The following is a 21,740-nucleotide window of genomic DNA, read 5'->3' as shown; positions in this document are numbered from 1 at the left end:
AACGATGATCAAAACAAGAATATGTGTTATTACCGTTACTCTTGTGCCAAGAACAGGTCATAAATCTCCTGTTCAGATGCTGCTTGAGCAACCTTAGTAATATTAGTTGGGTCACCAAACATCATGGCAAGCTGACGCATGACATTAATATGAGAATCAGAATCTGTAGCTACAAGCGTAACCAACAAGCGAACATCTGGGCCTTCTTCTTTAAAGCGGACAGGCTCACGCAAAACAGTTACTGCAAGCTGCTGCTTAAGAGCACCCTGCTCGGGGCGAGCATGAAGTAACGCTAAATCAGGGCACAAAACAAAGTAGGGGCCAAGCTCTTTTGCATTGGCAATAATGCCATCAATATAACGAGCTTCTGCATAGCCAGCATCTACTAATGGTTGAACAGCAGCATGAACGGATTGCTCCCAGTCTTCCACACTCTGAAGAATCTGGATATTCTCGAGCTTAAGCATTTCCTTCACGGTAACCTACCCTGTCTATGCGTTACATGCTGACCAACAATTAATGTATTGCATTCTAACATTATGTACACTTTGTGTGCGCATAAAAGCGACAAAAAAGACCCCGTGGTATCACGGGGTCTGTAAACGTGCATTATACGCAGGTAAACGTACTCGTTTTAGAGCCGCTTAACAAGCGTTGAGAGCGATTGTAACCGTACAGGCTTAGTACATACCACCGCCCTGGCCACCCTGTGCAGCTGCAGCAGAAATAGCCTCTTCAATAGTGGTGTTCTTAGGAACATCAGATACCGTAGCCTCAGTAATGAGAATGAGCGATGCAACAGAAGCAGCATTCTGAAGGGTGGTACGAGTTACCTTTACAGGATCCAGTACGCCCATCTCAATCATGTCACCATAGGTACCAGAAGCAGAGTCAAGACCCTGACCAGCAGGCAAGCCCTTGATCTTCTCGACAACTACAGAGCCTTCGTAACCAGCGTTATGAGCGATGGTCTTTACAGGAGCCTCAAGAGCCTTGCGGATGATGTCTACACCAATCTTCTCGTCCGCATCATTGGTAGCAACCTCGTCCAAAGCTACAGAAGCCTCGATAAAGGCTACACCGCCGCCGGAAACAATGCCCTCCTCGACAGCTGCGCGAGTTGCCTGAAGCGCGTCCTCAATGCGGTGCTTGATTTCCTTGAGCTCAACCTCGGTAGCTGCACCAACCTTGATGATTGCTACGCCGCCGGAAAGCTTAGCCAAACGCTCCTGGAGTTTCTCACGGTCAAAGTCAGAATCGGTGTGATCAATCTCTGCCTTAATCTGAGAAACACGCTCGTCGATTGCATCCTTGGAGCCAGCGCCGCCAACAATAGTGGTATTGTCCTTGGTAATCTTGACAGACTTAGCACGACCCAACATCTCTGCAGAGATATCGGTCAAAGAAACACCGAGTTCCTTCATGGCTACCTGACCACCAGTGAGAATAGCAATATCCTCAAGCATGCGCTTACGACGATCGCCATAGCCAGGAGCCTTAACAGCAGCAATGTTAAGGGTACCGCGAAGCTTGTTAAGAATCAGGGTTGCCAAAGCCTCACCATCTACATCCTCTGCAATGATGAGCAAGGGAGAACCGGACTTCTGGATGCCCTCAAGGACAGGCAAGATATCCTGAATGTTGGAAATCTTCTGATCAGTCATAAGGATGTAGGGATCCTTGAGCTCTGCCGTCATGTTCTCACCATCGGTGGCAAAGTAAGGAGAGATATAGCCCTTATCAAACTGCATACCCTCTACAGTATCGATGTCCATACCAAAGGTCTGGGACTCTTCTACCGTAATTACGCCATCCTTGCCTACAACATCCATAGCGTCAGAAATCTTCTTACCAATCTCTGGATCACCAGCAGAAATGGTACCTACAGAAGCAATCTGATCCTTGGTAGAAACTTCCTTGGAAGCAGCGGCCATCTTGGCAACTACAGCGGTAACGGCCTTATCAATACCACGACGAATGGCAATAGGATTAGCGCCAGCTGCAACATTACGCAGACCCTCGTTTACGATAACCTGTGCAAGCAAGGTTGCCGTAGTAGTACCGTCACCTACGGTGTCATTGGTCTTGGTAGCAACTTCCTTAACCAGCTGAGCACCCATGTTCTCTACAGGATCGGTAAGCTCAATTTCCTTAGCAACGGATACGCCGTCGTTAGTAATGGTGGGAGCACCATAAGTGCGCTCCAAAGCAACATAGCGACCCTTAGGGCCCATGGTGGTGGTTACTGCATCTGCGAGGGTGTTTACACCCTTAGCAAGCTTGGCGCGTGCGTCAGTGCCAAATTCAATGTTCTTTGCCATTGCAAATTCCTCCGAAAATGATTGTGCTTACGCAAAATAATTAAAACTAATTACCAGCTTAGCGGGTTACTCTTCCACAATTGCGTAAATGTCATCGGCGCGAAGAAGCAGGTAATCCTCGCCGTCAATCTTGACGTCATTGCCACCAAACTTACCGTAATACACCTGATCACCGGGCTTGATATCCAGAGCAATACGCTCGCCCTTATCGTTGTACTTGCCAGCGCCTACGGCAATAACCTCACCCTGCTGAGGCTTTTCCTGAGCACCGCTGGAAATGAACAGACCAGAAGAGGTCTTCTCCTCCTTAGGAGCGGGCTTTACCAAAATGCGATCACCTAATGGCTTGAGCTTCATTATGAGCCTTCCTTCCATTACGCCTGTAAGGCGTGCGATTGTTTAGGCAAAATGTTGAACCACAAAGGCTGACGTTTTGCCACCTTGCATTATTACTGTTGTTGATAGTACCCAGCATGCGCAAATATACACAAGTATTTTGAAAAAATCTCTATATGACACACTTAGATTTTCTCCTATGCACATATGTATTAAAGTTGTTGATTAAAATATCAGCTTAAAGTTATACAATCTTTACTATGGTGCAATCTGATGTTAAAAACTCTCGTAGTGCAAGCTTTCTTTAGCTTCCATAGCCTCTAGTCATTATTAATATTAATAATGACTAGAGGAAGCACAAAGACATTAGTTTGGCAGATAGATACATTAATTTCTGTTATTGAGCAAAGACAATGCAACCTGTGTCATCATGACTCGTTATTGCTGTCTATCAAATTCCATGTACGCGGCTTTTCTCGCCAGGATGGACATTGTCTCGACGTTTGCCCACCATATCGATAACGCTTAGGCGGAACACAGTGGTAGCAGAGAGAAGTTTCTCGTTTATAGGGAAATCGTTTTCATGGAAGTGGGACAGGAGGATCTTGAGACCGTGGATCTTTTCTTCCTTTGGGACAATATCAATAAGACCGTGCCCAATCACGCTGGCGTATCCCATGGTACAGCTCATGCGATCATCATACATAATAAGAGTATGATTGGTATCCATCTCGAAGGTCGCTCTGTTATCACGAGCGATAAGCTCAAGCTTCTTTCCACGGTTTGCGCCATGAAACCATAGATAGTATTTATCATCCGCAACCTCAAGGCCAAAATTGAGAGGAATTACGTAAGGATATCCGCTCTGGTCATTGAGCGCGATACGGCATGCATCGCAACTCTTGATAATCTTTACAATCTGGTCTGGGTCTGTAATCTCTCGATCCCTGCGACGCATAAAGACTCTTCATGATATGCTATTCAGTAGGCTGAAGCATCTGTAAGGCAACGGGGATGAACTGAGCCACCCTGTCTGCTGCTTTTGCAAATTCTTCGCACTGAACTTTTGATTTTGCAGTAAGCGCAAGTGACTCCGCAACAGTCTTGTTAAGTTCATCATTAGTTACGCCCAGCCTTTGTGCACGCTCAGCAAGACTGGCCAGCACATGTAGGCTTGCCATAAGCTGAGCGAGCTTACCAGCTGTAGCTCCATCAGCTCTCATGGAGACCATTAGATCAAAGGGTTTACCTTGCTCTACGCCTCGGTGGTTTGAAACGTGTTCAGCACGAGCACGAACTCCTTCAGTTACTGCCTCTACCTCCGAAAGCGCCGCCTCTCCAAAGCTGAATTTAAGCCCTAAAAAGAGTTCTGAAAATGCATGACCACAGGGAATAAAACCAGGAATTGCAGACATAGCGTTGCTTAGTGTAATGCCAAGACCAACACTTTGTGCAAGCAACTCACTCTGAGCTACGCTTACTGCAACTAATTCTTTAGATTCTGCATCAGATACTGCAGCAACCGCTCCGTGAATATGTGACATGTATGCTCCTAACATGTTCAAATCGATAATTCCAATCCCTAAAGATGAATACCCAATAATTGATGGACAGCTAATGGACAACTAATAGACAGCTAGTAGTAATAGCAAGTTTCATAAGAGAAGGGTATCTCTTAGGCTTACCTTTCATCTTTTCAGATGTACTCCTATGTGAACATATATTGTCTCCAACCTCTAGAACTATTTCACTATAAGAGTGAATGTAATGCGTATTGAAGGCTAGCTTCCCTACCCTCATAGTTAAAGTGGTGATGAAGTATGAACAGTCGACAGAGAAAAGAATTACAGCTACTTATTGAGCATGGTTCATACAGCTTGGACGAATTTGCCGATTTATTCTCGCTGAGCAAAAGACAGATTCGATACGATATTAACGAGTTAAACTCAGTGCTTGAGCCTAGCATTGGCTCAGAAGCAATAAGTATCTGTCGCAACATTGCCTATCTCCACGCCAGTATTACCAGCCAAAGTCTTATAAAGTCAGAGTTTCTTGATGATATACGCGATTTTACTAAGAACCCACTCAGTGTAAAAGAACGCATACTTCTAACCGCATTTTATATTGCTTGGTCGTCCGAACGCTATGTAACCATGCAAGAAATTGCTGACAACTTTTCCGTAAGCTATGACACGATTGTTCGAGACATGGCAGGAGTACGCAAATACTATTTAGCACATAATACCGAGTTAATTTCCGAAGCAGGAAAAGGGCTTTATCTTAAGGCAAATGAATCCATCCGAAGGGAAATTCTATCGGCTTTGGTAAAAGAGTACAAAAATCTCTCATGCTTCCATATGACATTTGATCCATATGATTATGAGGAACTTTTTCCTCTTGAAAATCTAAAAGAAGTGGCTGCCATTGTAAGTGATGCTGAAGCATACTGCTCCATTTTGCTTGATGATGCATCGTTTGAAGCAATAATCATTCATATTCTTTTTTCAGTTAAACGCTTTAAAGGTATAGGCGATAAAACAACCTCAGACAACAACTTACTTGACACTACTAATCAGCTTGATGAAGTACGACACAAGATTGCAAGTTACATCGTTGAACAAGTAAATGACTACTTCGAGATTAAACTTCCAGATGATGAACTACTGTATATAGGCTTGCATGTTGGACTGTATGGATGGCGTGTTGAAACAGATGAGCCTCAGGTTAATACAGCAGTTGAGCTAGCCTGCGCCGCCCTTATTAGCGCAGTTGATTCCTACGTACAAGCTGGATTTAAACAAGATACAAAGCTGTACACCAACTTAGTTCAACATATCGCAACAGCAGCAAACCGCAAAACTGCCAATCTTGCTCTTTCTAATCCTTTGCGAGAAGAACTACTTACAGAATATAGCGATTTGTATAAGATTATCTGCCAAAAAAGTAATAGTTGTGGCCTCACTCAACTTATTAATCCTACAGAAGATGAACTGTCATACATTTTGGTACACTTCGGAGCTTCTCTAGCTCGCATTCATCGAGCATACCAACACAAACCACGTGTAGCTGTAGTGTGTGCCACAGGAATCGGCACTGCAGAACTTTTAGCCTCTCGCTTACAGCAGCAATTTAGCCTAGATATTGTTTCTATACTGGCTGCACATCATCTTTCAACCATTCCCCTTAATGAGGTTGATCTCATTATTTCAACTCTCCCCCCTAACGTTACAAAGGTAACTACCCCATGGCTCAAAGTAGGACCACTTCTGGATAAAGAAGATTGTGCCAGAGTTGCAGCTCAGTTAAGTCAGCTTGGATTCCATACAAAACAAGACCCCAGATCCACAGTAGATATGAGCAACAGCGCAAAAAAGTTACAAAAAATCCTGCAGCAGTACCCCCGTTCAGAAGATGAACCAAAGCTTCTTGCAGCCTTGCAAGCTTATGTAGAAGACAGGAAGAAAGAGACAGGAGAAAAAGGAGGTGAGGATCCTATGTTAAGTGATTTGTTAAGCAAGGATCATATTATTTTGGATGTTTCCTGCAATGGATGGCAATCATCCGTAGAAGCCGCTGGTCAACCACTGGTCAAAACGGGTGAAATTACACCAGCATATATCGATGAAGTAATTAAAAATATTACTGAGCATGGACCGTATGTTGTTATTACCAAAGGAATAGCCTTGGCGCATGCAAGTAGCACTATTGGCGTATGTAAAACAGGTATGGCACTTGCAAGACTTAAGACACCCGTTATATACGGGAATACGAGCAATGATCCTGTTAAATATGTCTTTATGCTTGCATCAACAGGACCAGAAACACATATGACTGCCTTGCAATGTCTAAGCGAGCTGCTTCAGGATGAGGCATCGATTGCCTGCATGGCTCACGCAACACGTTCGTCTGAAATTACCGAACAAATCAAACACTTTGAGAAAACGATGACCGTAACCATCGATTGTTAATCATCACAGAAAGGGTGATAAGCCCATGAGCTCCAAAACGTATGAAGCACTTATCGCATGTCGTACCGGAATGGGTTCTTCAATGATGCTTAAGATCAAAGTTCAACAAGTAGTACAGGCACATGATTTTCCCATTGAACTTCATCATGACACGCTTGATGCAGTGAAGTCTTTTAAAGGTGATTTATTTATCACTATGTCTGACTTAGCAGATGAACTAAAGAACGAAGTGCCCTACATCATTGGCATCGACAATCTTATGGATAAGGAGGAAATCGCCAAAAAGCTCAAAAAGTTTCTTGATGACAAAACATGTGAAGCATAGGGAGGTAGACAACGATGGAACTTGTCCAGACCATTTTTAAGGTCGTTGCATTTGATGTTTTAGCAAACGCTGCTGTACTAGTTGGTCTTATCGCTATGGCTGGTCTTATTTTGCAGCATGAGAAACCCCATAAAATTCTTACGGGTACGTTAAAAACTATCATTGGATTTTTAGTATTTAATATAGGCACTGCTGCAGTTGCGAGTTCACTCACCAGCTTCCAAACTCTTTTCCAAGCGGGCTTTGGCATTGAAGGCATTTTGCCACTCGCTGAAGCCATGACAGCACTAGCACAAGAAAAGTTTGGCGCTATTGTCTCGTTGGTCATGCTTATTGGTTTTGTAAGCAATCTTATTGTTGCTCGAATCACGCCCTTTAAGAGTATCTTCCTCACAGGTCAGCACAATCTGTACTTTGCAGCTCTCATTTCTATTATGTTTAAAGCACTTGGAGTGCCCGATACAGTAATTGTTATTTTTGGTGGCATTATTCTTGGTTTCTGCGCAGCAATCTTTCCTGCAATCGCACAGCCATACATGGACAAAGTTACTGGCAGCAATGAAATTGCAATTGGTCACTATGTAACGCTTGGTTACGCTTTAGCTGGTTGGATTGGATCTAAAGTAGGAAATCCAGAAGAGAGTACTGAAGATATTAAACTTCCTGGTTGGCTAAGCATCTTTAAAGACTATGTTATCGGCGTTGCAGTAACGATGATTATTATTTACTACGTTGCTTGCATCGCAGCAGGTCAAAGCAATGTAGAAGCACTATCCAATGGACAAAATTGGCTGGTTTTCCCACTCTTTGAAGGCCTTAAATTTGCTGGTGGTCTTTATGTTGTTATTACGGGCGTACGCCTCTTCTTGGGTGAAATAGAAGGCGCTTTTGTAGGTATTTCCGAAAAGCTCATCCCTAATGCTAAACCTGCACTTGACTGCCCCGTTATCTTTGGTTTTGCTCCTACTGCTACTGTTATTGGTTTTATCGCAGCCTATATTGGTGGTCTTCTTTCTATGGCTGTCATGAGTGCTATTGGCGCTCTCGTAGTTATTCCCGTAGCGGTTCCTTACTTCTTTATTGGCGCTACTGCCGGCGTCTTTGGTAACGCAACTGGTGGCTGGAAGGGCTGTGTTGCAGGTGCCTTTGTAGTAGGTATCTTGATTGCTGTTGGTCCCGCACTCATCTATCCCGTTATGGCAAATATTGGTCTTACGGGCACAGCTTTTCCGGAGACCGATTTTAACTTTATTGGTCTCTTAATTTGGTACATTGGCCGTCTCTTCATGGGTGCATAAGAGAGGGGTTTGCTTAGTATGTACACTGCAAAACAGCTTACACACATTGTAAATAAAAATAGGCGCCGCATTATAGACATGGTTCATGAGACTGGAGTTGGCCATGTTGGCGGCTCTCTTTCGGTCATTGATGTTCTAACCGCTCTCTATGAGAATGAAATAGATTTTGATAATCCTCAACGAGCACGTTTGGTGCTTTCTAAAGGACACTGTACTCCCGCATTATATGCAGAGTTTACCGAGAAAGGCCTTGTCACTGAGAAGGAATATGCAACGTTTCGCCAATTAGACTCAAAGTTACAAGGTCATCCCTGTGCGCGCTACTATCCACAAATTGATGCTACAACTGGCTTGCTTGGACAAGGTCTTTCTACAGGTTTTGGCATAGCCATGGCAAAACGAACTAACCATGACAACCATATGGTATATGTCATTGTTGGTGATGGTGAACTACAGGAAGGGCAGAATTGGGAAGCCTTCATGGCAATTGGGCACTATAAGCTTAATAACCTGGCAGTTTTTATTGATCGCAATCAGCTGTCATCAGGCGGTCCCACTGATGACAATATAACTCTTGAACCACTTGCGGATAAACTCAAAGCCTTTAACTTTAGTGTTCTTGAGATTGATGGGCACAACATGGATGAAATTCTTACAGCTATTGATATAGCAAAGAATTCCCAGGATACACCCTATGCCATTATCTCTAACACAGTTAAAGGAAAGGGAATCAGCTTTATGGAAAATAATCCTGTATGGCATTCCAAGGGCATTACCGATGAGCAATACAAAATTGCGTTAGCTGATTTAGCACATGAATCGGAGGTGTCAGCGTAATGGACTATCAGCTTATTTCTCTACGCACGCTTGTCGGTGACGCTCTAAATGCAGCATTCGATAAACATCCCAATATTTTTGTACTCGATGCAGACCTTGCTGGATCAACAACCGCAGCTCAGTTTGCTGCAAAGCATCCCAATCATTTTATTGAAACGGGTATAGCAGAACAAAATGCTATGTCTGCAGCAGCTGGTATTGCTGTTGAAGGAGGTATCCCCTTCTTCGTGGATTTCTCGCTCTTTATAACTGGCACCTGCTGGACTCAAATCCGCCAAGCATGCTATGGCAACCTTAATGTGAAAATGATTGGCACACACAATGGTATGGATGGTGGATATGATGGGGCTACTCATCATGCTAATGAGGATATTGCACTCATGCGCGTTATTCCCGACCTCACCATTCTTGACCCCTCAAACCCTGATGAGTTATATGATGCTATTGAATGCGCAATTGCAATTGATGGTCCTGTATTTATTCGTACAACGCGCGGCAACGTACCCAATTTATCAGCAACTAAGAGTATTAAGCTCGGCAAAGCCCAGATTATTTATGATAAAGGCAATGATTTTGCTCTTATTTATGAGGGATCAACCACAGACCTAGCCATGAGAAGTTTTGAGGCTGCCATTCAAAATGGTCAGAATGGCAAACTTATTAATATCTGCAGCATCAAACCAGTAGACACCAAACTACTTCGCGATCTTGCTCAGAGCGTTAAACGTATTATTACTGTTGAAAACCATAGTATTGTTGGTGGACTAGGAAGTCTGGTGGCGGAAACCGTTTGCGATATACCTTCACATGCGCCTATTTACAGGATTGGTGTCGATGATGTCTTTACTGAATCTGGACCAGGTGATGCACTTAAAGAAAAATATGGTCTAACCGTTGATAACGTACTCTCTAAGATTGCGTAGTAGGCAGTAGAGATTAGTACAATATATTAGGCAATATGAGTTAGATGATGAGCTAGATGTATTGCTTTACAGGAGGCAAACCGCACCTTTGAACTGAGGATTATGTATCCGATGTTCAAAAGTGCGGTTTAGTTTACTTCTTACTAGATTTTCCTAGGTATACACTCAGCAAAGCTATGAGTATTTAGGACAGCATTAGATAATGGATACCGTGCCTGTTGGTAATTCGGCCAACAGCGTAATACGGCCACCAAGAGCTTCAACGTATTTACGCAAAGTATCGAGACTCATTGCATTGATATCACCATTCTCCATCCGAGAAATACGATTCTGAGAAATACCCATGATTTGTGCCATTTCAACCTGGGTCATACAATTTGCTTTACGAGCTTCACGTAAACTGTAAGCATCGATGTGTATCTGAGTATTTTTGCGTGCTTCATCCATTTGTTCTGCGCTAATACCACGTTGCTGCATATAGTCACTAAGGCTAGTCATTTTTTTCCTCCCAACCTCTTTAAGTGCTCCCAATACAATCTTTCTGCTTCGGGAATAGCATTTTTATACCAACCTGACCATTTGACCTTTTTGTTCTTGCCACTTGACTTATCTCCGCCAAAAAGCATGATTGCATTTCGCTCTACATCAAAGGCAAAAATAATCCGAACCTCTGTATTTCCCAAAGATATAGGACGCAATTCTTTGAGATTTTTAATTTTCGTACCTTTGAGAGTGTCTACCAAAGGACGCCCTAATGCTGGTCCTTTCTGTTGTAAAAGTTCTAAAGCAGCTAAGATATATGCCACTGTTAATTCATCCTGCTTATCGAGCCATCCAGTAATGTAATCAAGACGTACATCCCACATAGGTTTCCCTTTGTCTTCTCATAATATAGCTTATAGGATATATTTTCAATATATCCTATAAGCTATATATACGCTCAATTTGAGATATTGCGTAAGACAATACCGTGAATGAAAATAATCAAACAAAGTTAGCTAAGACAAGCAGAACTATTTTTTACAGCTCTTCCAACTGGTCCAACCACAGATTCACAACCGCATCGGACGGCATGCGTAAATCACCGCGAGGAGACACAGCAACAGAACCAACTTTAGGACCATCGGGTAAGCAACTCCGCTTAAATTGTTGCGAGAAGAACCTGTGGTAGAACACTTTAAGCCACGACAAAATGGTCACACTATCGTATGTCTGAGCGCCATTGGTTCCATCAAAAGCAATACGAGCCAATCGGTAAATCTTTGCAGGAGGAAAACCACAACGCAGCATGTTATACAAGAAGAAATCATGCAGCTCATAGGGGCCAACTAAGTCCTCAGTCTTTTGTGAGATTTTGCCGTCCGCATCTGCGGGTAACAGTTCGGGAGAGACAGGCGTAGCCAAAACATCTAGCAGCACAGCAGAAAGCTCCTCGCTTTCGCATTTATCGGCAACATAAGCCACCAGATGACGAATGAGCGTCTTGGGAATGGACGTATTAACTGCATACATACTCATATGGTCACCGTTGTAGGTAGCCCAACCCAACGCCAGCTCCGATAGATCTCCTGTGCCAATAACCAAACCATTTTCTTGGTTAGCAATATCCATCAGAATTTGCGTGCGCTCACGAGCCTGAGAGTTTTCGTACGTAACATCATGAACCGCTTCATCGTGACCAATATCTGCAAAGTGCTGACGGACCGCATCTCCAATAGAAACCTCGAGTGGCGTAGCGCCCAAAGCAGCTGTAAGCTCCGTAGCATTATTATGTGTTCGTGCAGTAGTACCAAAACCAGGCATGGTAACTGCAATGATGCCTTCATGATCCAGGTCGAGAAGATCAAAGGCTCGCGCACAAACCAGCGACGCCAACGTAGAATCCAGGCCTCCAGAAACACCTACTACCACATGCTGAGAGTGAGTGTGTTGTAAGCGCTTAGCCAAACCATGTGCCTGAATCTCAAAGATATTCTCGCAACGCTCGGCTCGCCGGATTGTATTAGAGGGCACAAAGGGATGCGGATTAACGTTACGAGTAAGCTGAGTAGGTGTAAGCGCTATATTAAAGTAATTCACATAGAAGTCTGCTGCGTCACGTGCTTCGGCCGCAGTTTGAAATGTAGAAATGCGACGACGTTCTGCAGCTAGACGGTCAAGATCAATCTGCGAGATGCAGGGTTCATCACTAAAGGGTGCAGACTGCGCAAGCACTGTGCCATTCTCACATATAAGATTGTGTCCGCCAAAGACTACATCTGTTGTAGACTCTCCCCAACCTGCACTGGTATATATATAGCCAGCAACCAAACGTGCACTTTGCCCACGTACAAGGTCACGCCTATAATCTGCCTTCCCCACTACTTCATTGGACGCAGAGAGATTACAGATAACCGTAGCACCTGCAAGTGCAGCGGCAATTGAGGGCGGTTGGGGTATCCACAAATCTTCGCAAATCTCTGCTGCTACTATGAGATTTGGCATACTTGAGCAACTAAACAACTGTTGAGCTCCAAAAGTCACGCAATCGTGACCAGCAAAATCTACAAAACAGGTGGCATCAGGACCCACGCTAAAATGACGACTCTCATAAAACTCGTTATAGGTGGGCAGCGCTTTTTTGGGCACCAAACCCAATAGCTCACCGTGACAAAATACGGCAGCACAGTTATACAACTTGGCATTAATACGCGCAGGAACGCCCACCATGATAAGGGCATCAAGCTGAGCAGTTTGATCAATAAGCTTGTTAAGTGCTTGATCTGAAGCATTAAGAAGGGCGTCTTGCCAAAACAAATCCTCACAGGTATAACCCGTAAGACCCAACTCTGGCAACACAATAATACGCGCACCCGCAGCAGCAGCTTGCATAATAGCTGCAAGAGATTGCTGAGCATTATAGACAACATCAGCCACCTTAACCTGAGGTGTAACGGCTGCAACGCTCATAAATCCGTCTTTCATGACAACCCTTTCTTGAGGCTACTGCGCACGGTTTGACGTAGCGCACTCAAAAACCTTCTCGCCAGCACATACGGTAAGTATAGGATGAGCACTTTGTAGTTGCTCGTCTGTACAGGTTAGTAAATTAGTATCCCATACCGCAAAATCTGCAAACATACCAGGCTCTAACGTACCAAGTTCATGTGCACGACCCGTTGCAGCAGCACTGCCCTGTGTATAAGACGAAAGTGCTTGTATGCGATTCAACGCATGTTTGGGATACCATCCACCAGCAGGCTGGTGGTCTACAGGGGTTTTACGTGTACATGCGGTATACAGCACATCACCTGAGTTGGCAGGCACAACAGGAGCATCAGTTCCCAACGCTAAGGTAGCTCCAGCATCCACCATTTGTGCAAATGGCCACATACGAGAAGCACGCTGCTCTCCTAAATCTCGCGCAGGTTGAGCAAGCTCAATGGTTACATGAGGCGGCTGCACAGAAGCAACCACTCCCGCAGCAGCAAAACGTGTAAGATCTGAAGGAACAATATCCTCGATGTGCTCCATGGTATTAACACCCTGGCTGGGTACACCAAATCGCATATGTGCTTCTTCAAAAATGGACAATGCCTCAGATACTGCTCGATCTCCAATAGTGTGGATTCGCACAGAATGACCAGCTTTGGCGGCCTTAAGCACCAACTCGCGCATACGAGCAGCAGGCACTGTTGGACGACCCACATCTCCTACAAAGCGCGCATTGGTATATGGTTCTGAGCACCAGGCCGTATGCTGGCTCGAAACACCATCAAAGAACTGCTTAAAGCCAGGAGCACGCAGCTTAGGACCGGTAAGACGCTCTTGTAGCTTCTCCAAATTAAAAAGATCATCAGTAAGCGTAGGGTATACATGAGCGCGGACACTCAACTTGCCCTCTGCCTGCAGTGCTTCATATACCTGGGGATTAATGCCATCTGCACCTGCAACTAAAGATAGCGCCATGTCACACACGCTGGTAATACCCATGGAGTTGAGAAGTGCAAAGTAACTGGAATAAATTTCTGTAAGCTCGTCCATGCTAAAACTGGACAAAATGCGGGCAATATACACCATAGCTGCAGCTTCACGCAACACGCCAGTAAGATGGCCGCGTTCATCCCTCTCAAAACTACCACCCGCAGGGGGCTTTGTAGTGTCCGTAATACCCACCTCACGCATACCACAGGTATTAATCCACAGGGTGTGAGCGTCCCCAGAATACAGAGCAACAGGCCTATTTTGAAACGCTTCATCCAAAGACGCGCAGGTAGGAATGTTGCTGGGAGTCCATGCAGTTTCACGCCAACCATGGCTTACAACCCAACCATTGCCAGGGCGCGTAGCCGCAAACTGCAGCAGGTGATTTACACAGTCCTTCTCGCTTGTACCTACATATTCAGTTGCCAGCTTGGACGGAAACAGCGCCGCATGAAACACGTGTTGATGAGCATCATGAAAGCCAGGACACACAAACTGATCGCCCACATCAAGAGCACCGGGCTGGGTTGCAAACTGAGCAAATGCTGTACGCGGCAAAACTTGAGAGATATGGTCTCCGTTAAGCACGAGCGTAGCTGCCTCATTGGGTTTATCGGCAGAAATAAAAACGTGATTGGACGAAATCACGGTAAGTTGTTGGTGTTGTTGGTTCATATCAACTCCAAAAAAGCGCACGTGTAGACTGCTTTAGTCTAGCGCGTGCGCCAAGAGTTATAGACAGGTTTATTCAATCAATAGGCTAAAGAATGTTTGTATCTTCCAAATAGCGAGACAAAAATTCACGTGTGCGATCGCATTGCGGATGGGAAAACAACTTTTGAGGTGCATCCATCTCTGCAATAATACCCTGATCCATAAATACCACCTTGTCAGAGACGTTCTTTGCAAAGTCCATCTCGTGTGTAACCACAACCATAGTCATACCTTGAGCTGCAAGATCGCGCATAACCGTAAGAACCTCACCTACAATTTCTGGATCAAGAGCACTGGTAGGCTCATCAAATAACATCAGTTCGGGTTCCATGCAAAGCGCTCGTGCAATAGCTACGCGCTGCTTTTGACCACCAGACAGTGAGGTAACCGGTGCATAAGCAAAGTCAAGAAGACCTACAGACTCAAGATGCTTTTTAGCCACCTCTTCTGCTTGAGGCTTATTCATCTTTTTTAGTGTTGTAGGAGCCAGAGTACAGTTATCCAATACATTCAGGTTGTTAAACAGATTAAAACCTTGGAACACCATGCCAATGCTAGAACGCAGTTTGTTAACGTCCACATGCTGAGCAGCCAAATCTTGTCCATGAAACCATACATGGCCAGAATCAGGAGTCTCAAGCAAATTGATGCAGCGCAACAGTGTAGACTTCCCCGAACCCGAAGCACCAATAATGGTTACCACCTCGCCAGAAAAGACCTCAAAGTCAATGCTCTTGAGCACCTCATGAGAGCCAAAGCTCTTGCGTAACGCTTCAATTTTGATAACCGGAGCTTGAGAGGTGACGGGGGTCATGGAAGCGATAGAAGTCATAATGCTTACCTTTCCGTCGAAGAAGTAGTAGTGTGCGGTTTATGTACTACCACCTTAGCGGGATCCGCCTTAGCACCCGCCACGCCATGAGTATGGGTCATATCAGATGTAGACAGTACAGGGCCAGGTGATGCTACCTCTAGGCGATGAGCCAATATACTAAGTAGCTTGGAAGCAACCATGGTAAGAATGAGGTAACACACGGTAGCTACGGCATACACAGCCAGCTGACGATAATAGATACCTGCAACGGTAGTAGTTGCAAACATAAGATCAAATACGCCAATGACCGACAAAACCGAGGAGTCCTTGATATTTACTACCAACTCATTAGATAGTGCAGGAATAGCATTTTTTATACCCTGAGGAAATACCACACGCGTCATAGCCTGCCACTGCGAAAGACCAAGAGATCGTGCAGCCTCATTCTGACCTGCATCCACCGCCTCAATACCTCCGCGCAAGACCTCCATCATGTATGCGGTGGAATTAAGTGAGATAGTAACCAAACCAGCAACAAAGGTACTCCAAATTGCACCAATTTCACCTGCGGACATACCCGTTGAGCTCAGTGCAGCAAAACCAGCAAAATAAATAAGCAGCGACTGCACCATCATGGGAGTACCACGCACAACAGCAGAATACAGCTTTGCAAAACCCACACCTATAACCTTAAGAAAGCGCACAAAATCATTATCGGGACGGTCAATTTGCTGGATACGTACAAATACCAGCAAGATTGCCAGGAAAAATGCAATAACGGTACCAAAAACAGCAAGTTCAACTGTAGTGAGAATACCGCGAGCAAAGATAGCTCGACCCTGAGCAACCATGTATACTGCGCTAGGCAAAAAACCATCGGGATTGGTTTGCGCACCTACACTTGCCGCAACAATATAAGCAAAACCCATAACCACACGGTCAACGGCCAAAACAATGGTAAGTATGGTCACAACATATGAAGCAATGCGCTCAAGTTTCTTTGCTAAAGGCGAGACAAACCATGAGGTTGTAGCGTAATCCTTCCAATGCAGCAGCTTAGTAACAAGAGCTATTACAGAAAAGATTACAAAGGTAAAAAGCGTGTAGTACATAACAACTTCAAGCGTGTACACCGGAGCCAAAAAGCTCCAGGTACTACGAACCTGACTAGAAAGCCACATGCCTAAACATGCAATAAAACTGGTGCCTAAGAGCACATAACGGTGGTCGGCTTTAATAAAATGCATACATGCGACAAATCTAGTACGCAGCAGCATCATGTCACCTGATCGGTTACTCATCTGGATTACTCCTTACAAGAAAGGCACTGGTGTAAGTTAATTTTTGTTAGTAATTAAGCTGGTTGACGTTCTACGCACGCATCAAAAATCTTTGTACGCTCGTCATCAGAAATCTGAGAAAATGCCTCATTAATCTTGGTGAGAATAGCGTCCTGCCCTTTTTTAATGCCTGCATTGCAAGGAACAGTTTCACTAAAGCCCTTACCCTCAGCAAATTGAATGGCAACTAGACCCTTATTAGCACGAAGCAAACCCTTGGTATTCTCTGTATTGTATGTAATAGCATCACAGGTACCCTGATTAAGCTGGGACAGTTGTGAGGGAACAGACTCAACTGGCGTAAGGTGATTTACGTGAGGAATTTCATCAATGACGGTATCTAACAGGGTATCTTTTTGTCCCAATACCGTAGCGCCATCAAAATCTGCCAATGAAGTAGCACCTACATACTGGGAATCTTCCTTTACCAGTAGGCCAAAACCACCCACAAAGTAAGGGTCAGAAAAATCAATAGCTTGCCGGCGCTCATCTGTAGCGCTCATACCAGCCATAATGATGTCTATCTGACCATTGTTGAGGGAATCAATCAAGCCAGTAAAGGACATTTTTACCGCAACAGGTTCCATGCCCAATGCTTGGGCAACCACTTTGGCAAGCTGCACATCATATCCATCGGCATAGGCGCCAGAAACATTCTGAATTGGAATAGTAGTATCGGATGCACTAGTAGCCTGCCAGTTGTAGGGGGCATAAGCAGCCTCCATACCAACGCGCAAGGTTTTGCCATCACCTAAAACAGTATTCGAAGAAGTGCTTCCTTCATTGGTGACAAGGTCTACCGTACCTTCCGCTGCAGGGCCACAGGCAGTCAAAATGGATGCGCCTGCAATGCTCAAAACCGAGATGCCAGAAAGCTTGAGGAAGTCGCGTCGCGAAAACTGGGTACGCTTGGGCTTGACCTTCTTATATAAATAAGAACTATATGGTATTTCTTCATGTGTGTTTAAGGTCATGTTGGTTCCTTCTTTCCAGCTGTTTTGAGTGACCCCTTCCGCACATACAACCGGAGGGGACCCATTCCCCTCCCCCTTGCAACTTAATGCGTGAAAGTTCCATGTGCTATAACTCAGTCTAGTCTTAAACTGAGCCAAAACTGCACGTCTTTTTTAAGAAAGAAACACCTTTGACATAAAAGCGACTGCGGATAATTGCCCCAGCAGTCGCATATTATTGATACCTTATATATTTTTATGCACTTAGATTTCCAGCGGTCATTCCATAACAAGAAACCCTAACACCTCAAAAACATTAATGTTCCCATGCACTTACAACAGGCTCTACCAAACTCGACCACGTGCCCAAAACCGCATTAGGATCCGCGTCCAAAGTAAGCTCTGCAAACTGTTGTGCTCGGAAGTTACGTAAGGCAACAGCCGCTATCATCGCGCCATTATCGCCACACACTGCCAGAGGAGGAACCGTTACATGAACACCACGTTTTCCAAATTTACGCTGGTATTCTGCGCGTAAAGAGGGGTTTGCAGCAACACCTCCACCAACGCAAAAGTCAGATACGCCTGTCTGTTCTACAGCAGCAATGGCCTTAGCTACCTGTACATCAATAACAGCTGCCTCAAACGAGGCTGCTAAATCCGGTAGATTAATGGAAATGCCAGCCTTGTTTTGATTCTCGATGTAAGTAATAACAGAGGTTTTTAGACCAGACAGAGAGAAGCGATAGTCGTGACTATGCATCATAGCGCGCGGAAAATGTATAGCTTTCTTGTTACCATGTGCTGCCAACTTGCTAATAATAGGACCACCTGGATAACCCAGACCGAGTGCCTTGGCTACCTTATCAAAAGCTTCTCCCACTGCATCATCAATGGTCGTGCCTAAGATTTCATAGTCTCCCCAAGCACGCACGTGCACCAACATGGTATTACCACCAGAAACCAAACTTGCCACAAAGGGTGGCTTCAAATCAGGAGTCTCAAACAAATTAGCAAGCAAGTGTCCTTCCAAATGATGTGCAGCAATCAAAGGAAGGTTTGCTCCGACACACAGACCCTTAGCAAAGGCAACACCCACTACAAGCGCACCAACAAGACCAGGACCTGCCGTTACACCAACAGCAGATAGATCTGCAGGCTCCAGCGTATCGCAACCAAAATGCTCGCCCGCCTGTGCCATGACCTCTTCAAAAACACCCACAATTGCCTCTACATGCTTACGAGAAGCAATCTCAGGCACCACTCCACCAAAGCGAGCATGGAAGTCAATGGAGGTAGCCACCACATTGGCGCAAATCTGTCCCTGAGCATCTATGATTGCCATTGCTGTCTCGTCACAAGAAGACTCAATGGACAAAATCAAATCACCCGCCTGAGCAAGCATCTGTTGCGTTTGCGCCGAGCGCTCGCCCGCTACAACTGGCCATGGACGAATGGATGCCTGGGGCTCGGGCGCAACTTCTCCCGCTTGTACATCTACCGATAAGGGCAGCGTAGCGCGCATGATATATGCTGCATTACCAGGGCCATAGTAGTGAGGACGAGTGCCTTCCTGCACAAAACCCAGGTGTTTATACAGCGCTAACGCAGCGTTATTATGCTCGTATACCTCCAGAGAAATGCTTTGTGCATTGAGCATATGCGCATCGTAGGCAAGACGTGCTATCAAACGTGAGGCGATTTTCTCGCGACGACGATTGGGAGCCACATCCACGGTTGCAATTTCCATGTCATCGCCTACAAGCATGCCACCTGCAACGCCAATGATTTGACCTCTATCATGAGCAATCCACCAACTACGACCAGAAGCACACAGTTCCTCTTCAAACATAGTACGTGTCCAAGGTTTATGGACGGAGTGGGCAAAACATGCTTCTTCAAGTGCAGCTACCTGGTCTACATCATTTATACTCATGGGGCGCAGTTGTAGATGCACATCAGCAAGCGCATCTGCTGTACCAGTAAGAGCAACATGGGCAGGCACTTGCATACCCAAGCGCTTACGCTCATTTTCTTCGGCATCGGAAAGCCGTGTGTAAACAGGCAACACCAAGGCAGGATCACCTGCTGCACGATCAGGTACAGCATTAGGAGCTATATATGCAAGCAGCAGGCCTTCGCTCGTAGGTCTCCACAATGCCTCATCAAGAATATTGGTAAATCCAGCTTCTTCAAACTTTGAGCGATGTTTTACAAGACCATCACCACACAGCATAAGTTCGTTGGCATAAGCCAACTCACGCAGATGCTCTATGCATACATCCGCTTTACGAACCACTTCTGTACCAAACAAACGATGTGCGCCCGCATCATCAAGCTGATAGGTACCGGGATACACCTCACCACGCATAGCATCTGCTACTACACCCAACATACCACGCACGCCAAAGCGCCAAGCAGCCCATGCAATGCCATCCAACGTGGAGCCGCCCCACAGAGGTATACCTGCTCCACATGCCAAACCCTTAGCAGTAGCAATGCCAATACGCACACCTGTAAACGAACCAGGCCCGCGTCCAACTAAGATACTATCCACTTTTGCCATGGTAAGGCCCGCAGCTGCAAGAGCCTGTTGAGCAGTGCTCACAAGCTCCACGTTTGCCTGTCGGCGACACATATGGTCTTGTTTAGAGAGCATTTGTATGGCTACATGAGGTTTTTTGACATTCTCATCCCATGCAGCAACACCGCACACCAACATATCGGACGACGTATCAAGCGCAAGGATAACCTTACGACCATCTCCTAATGCCATGCAAAACCTCTACTTAATTGTGCTGGCAAGCTGCTCTACAATGCTGCAGGCACGCTCACCTTTTGGTTCAAATCTTATGTGGCGTGCTGGCTCTTGGCCATCACGTGCTTGTTCATCGAGCCTGGTGAGAAACACGTCAAGACGCTCATCCCCCAACTCTTTAGAAAACTGCTCGCCCCACTCTATAATGCAGGGCCCATCGCCTTCCAATGCATCCCATACTCCAGCATCACCCAACTGCTCGGGATCGGACAGACGATACAAGTCAAAATGGTATAAGGGCAAATCCGTACCCTGATATATCATTTGGATGGTAAAGGTAGGACTTGTTACATCATCAGCAACACCCATACCACGTGCAATGCCTTTGGTAAGCTGGGTTTTCCCTGCACCCAAATCTCCCGTAAGTACCAGCACATCTCCAGCTTGTAACAAGCGTCCCAGCTGAGCTCCCAACGCTATGGTTTGCTCAAAGCTTGCAGACTCATAGGTCTTCTCGTCAAGCTTGGCTGGAAGTTGTATCATGCTTGCTCCTTAGGGGGATTTTGCTTAAGCCACTCACCCACACGCGTAAGATCCTCCTCCAACAAGGGTTGCCAATCTCTGTGGTAAATGGTTGCCGCTGGATGAAAAGTTGGACACACTACAAAATGTCCCTGCTGATACAGTTGTCCACGCAATGTGGTAACACCTTGCTCTGTCTTTAATACCCACTGTGAAGCAAAATTACCTAAACACACAATGACATCCGGCCAAATGGAACGCACTTGTTCCCGCAAATAAGGTGAACACGCTTGGATTTCCTCATAACGCGGATTGCGATTTGACGGTGGACGACATTTAAGCACGTTAGCAATAAAAATCTCTTCTCGCGTAAGACCTGCACAGCTTAAAAGAGCATCAAGTTGATGACCTGCTGCACCAATAAAGGGTTTGCCGCCCAAATCCTCATTACGCCCAGGAGCCTCACCAATAAACATTACACGAGCATGCGGATTACCCTCACCAAACACAATGGTATTGCGCGTGTCGCACAGGGCGCATTTACGACAATCCTGTATAAGAGCTGCCAGTTCCTCAAGTGAAACTTCGCCAGGTTTTGGATGTGGGTGTCCTGGAATCTCCATAACGCTCATGTTCCCTTCAGCGTCCGCCAACGATGGACGCTCACG

20 protein-coding genes are annotated in these 21,740 nt (G+C 45.4%); 5 read left to right on the top strand and 15 right to left on the bottom strand.

Annotated features, from left to right (window positions below; translation table 11 throughout):
- Positions 1-35: 35 nt before the first annotated feature.
- The 5 genes from G469_RS0103075 to G469_RS0103055 all read right to left on the bottom strand — a co-directional run bounded on the left by G469_RS0103075 (position 36) and on the right by G469_RS0103055 (position 4,201).
- Complete coding sequence (locus G469_RS0103075; RefSeq protein ID WP_035425364.1) at positions 36-467, bottom strand: PTS sugar transporter subunit IIA; 432 nt, start codon at positions 465-467, stop codon at positions 36-38.
- A 213-nt stretch (positions 468-680) separates the two neighbouring features.
- Entirely contained in the window at positions 681-2,321 is a 1,641-nt protein-coding gene (groL, locus tag G469_RS0103070; RefSeq protein WP_028263794.1) for a chaperonin GroEL, read from the bottom strand.
- Between the two features lie 66 nt (positions 2,322-2,387).
- A complete protein-coding gene (locus tag G469_RS0103065; protein ID WP_028263793.1) occupies positions 2,388-2,678 on the bottom strand; it encodes a co-chaperone GroES in 291 nt (96 codons plus the stop codon).
- A gap of 430 nt (positions 2,679-3,108) precedes the next feature.
- Entirely contained in the window at positions 3,109-3,615 is a 507-nt protein-coding gene (locus G469_RS0103060; RefSeq protein ID WP_028263792.1) for a pyridoxamine 5'-phosphate oxidase family protein, read from the bottom strand.
- Between the two features lie 19 nt (positions 3,616-3,634).
- Complete coding sequence (locus G469_RS0103055; RefSeq protein WP_028263791.1) at positions 3,635-4,201, bottom strand: hypothetical protein; 567 nt, start codon at positions 4,199-4,201, stop codon at positions 3,635-3,637.
- 276 nt (positions 4,202-4,477) lie between these two features.
- Here G469_RS0103055 and G469_RS0103050 point away from each other — a divergent pair, with 276 nt between their 5' ends.
- Genes G469_RS0103050 through G469_RS0103030 form a run of 5 tightly spaced genes read left to right on the top strand, consistent with a single transcriptional unit; the run spans position 4,478 to position 10,008 of the window.
- A complete protein-coding gene (locus tag G469_RS0103050) occupies positions 4,478-6,625 on the top strand; it encodes a BglG family transcription antiterminator (RefSeq protein WP_028263790.1) in 2,148 nt (715 codons plus the stop codon).
- Positions 6,626-6,650: 25 nt separating this feature from the next.
- Entirely contained in the window at positions 6,651-6,950 is a 300-nt protein-coding gene (locus G469_RS0103045) for a PTS sugar transporter subunit IIB (protein ID WP_028263789.1), read from the top strand.
- A gap of 14 nt (positions 6,951-6,964) precedes the next feature.
- On the top strand, positions 6,965-8,248 hold the full coding sequence (locus tag G469_RS0103040) for a PTS ascorbate transporter subunit IIC (RefSeq protein WP_028263788.1): 1,284 nt from the start codon (positions 6,965-6,967) through the stop codon (positions 8,246-8,248).
- A gap of 18 nt (positions 8,249-8,266) precedes the next feature.
- A complete protein-coding gene (locus G469_RS0103035; RefSeq protein WP_035425361.1) occupies positions 8,267-9,085 on the top strand; it encodes a transketolase in 819 nt (272 codons plus the stop codon).
- Positions 9,085-10,008, top strand: coding sequence for a transketolase family protein (locus G469_RS0103030; protein WP_028263786.1), 924 nt, complete (start codon positions 9,085-9,087; stop codon positions 10,006-10,008). Before G469_RS0103035 ends, G469_RS0103030 begins: the two co-directional genes overlap by 1 nt.
- Before the next feature lie 195 nt (positions 10,009-10,203).
- On the opposite strand, the gene G469_RS08175 is transcribed toward G469_RS0103030, so the two are convergent.
- From G469_RS08175 to G469_RS0102980, 10 genes are all read right to left on the bottom strand, one after another.
- Entirely contained in the window at positions 10,204-10,506 is a 303-nt protein-coding gene (locus tag G469_RS08175; protein WP_035425359.1) for a helix-turn-helix domain-containing protein, read from the bottom strand.
- Complete coding sequence (locus G469_RS0103020) at positions 10,503-10,874, bottom strand: type II toxin-antitoxin system RelE/ParE family toxin (protein WP_028263785.1); 372 nt, start codon at positions 10,872-10,874, stop codon at positions 10,503-10,505. Before G469_RS0103020 ends, G469_RS08175 begins: the two co-directional genes overlap by 4 nt.
- 154 nt (positions 10,875-11,028) lie before the next feature.
- The gene (locus G469_RS0103015) at positions 11,029-12,972 is read right to left on the bottom strand and encodes an NAD(+) synthase (protein WP_028263784.1); all 1,944 of its coding nucleotides are present in this window, start codon (positions 12,970-12,972) and stop codon (positions 11,029-11,031) included.
- An 18-nt stretch (positions 12,973-12,990) separates the two neighbouring features.
- Positions 12,991-14,646 carry an amidohydrolase gene (locus G469_RS08170; protein WP_035425466.1) on the bottom strand — a complete coding sequence of 552 codons (1,656 nt, stop codon included), beginning with the start codon at positions 14,644-14,646 and terminating at the stop codon, positions 12,991-12,993.
- 85 nt (positions 14,647-14,731) lie between these two features.
- Positions 14,732-15,517, bottom strand: a complete 786-nt coding sequence (locus tag G469_RS0103005) for an amino acid ABC transporter ATP-binding protein (RefSeq protein WP_028263783.1) — start codon at positions 15,515-15,517, stop codon at positions 14,732-14,734.
- Between the two features lie 5 nt (positions 15,518-15,522).
- Entirely contained in the window at positions 15,523-16,800 is a 1,278-nt protein-coding gene (locus G469_RS08165; protein WP_245579114.1) for an amino acid ABC transporter permease, read from the bottom strand.
- 53 nt (positions 16,801-16,853) lie between these two features.
- Positions 16,854-17,813 carry a transporter substrate-binding domain-containing protein gene (locus G469_RS0102995; protein WP_028263782.1) on the bottom strand — a complete coding sequence of 320 codons (960 nt, stop codon included), beginning with the start codon at positions 17,811-17,813 and terminating at the stop codon, positions 16,854-16,856.
- A gap of 295 nt (positions 17,814-18,108) precedes the next feature.
- Positions 18,109-20,568 (bottom strand): tRNA (adenosine(37)-N6)-threonylcarbamoyltransferase complex transferase subunit TsaD, encoded by a 2,460-nt coding sequence (tsaD, locus tag G469_RS0102990; protein ID WP_028263781.1) that lies wholly within the window; start codon positions 20,566-20,568, stop codon positions 18,109-18,111.
- Between the two features lie 9 nt (positions 20,569-20,577).
- A complete protein-coding gene (gene tsaE, locus G469_RS0102985; protein ID WP_028263780.1) occupies positions 20,578-21,093 on the bottom strand; it encodes a tRNA (adenosine(37)-N6)-threonylcarbamoyltransferase complex ATPase subunit type 1 TsaE in 516 nt (171 codons plus the stop codon).
- Positions 21,090-21,704, bottom strand: coding sequence for a uracil-DNA glycosylase (locus G469_RS0102980; protein ID WP_035425462.1), 615 nt, complete (start codon positions 21,702-21,704; stop codon positions 21,090-21,092). The genes tsaE and G469_RS0102980 overlap by 4 nt, the downstream gene beginning before the upstream one ends.
- Between the last annotated feature and the right edge of the window lie 36 nt (positions 21,705-21,740).

The sequence above is a fragment of the Atopobium fossor DSM 15642 genome (assembly GCF_000483125.1).
Lineage (GTDB): Bacteria > Actinomycetota > Coriobacteriia > Coriobacteriales > Atopobiaceae > Atopobium > Atopobium fossor.
The sequence above is the reverse complement of the archived record's forward strand: the minus strand, read 5'-3'. Positions and strand labels throughout refer to the sequence as shown.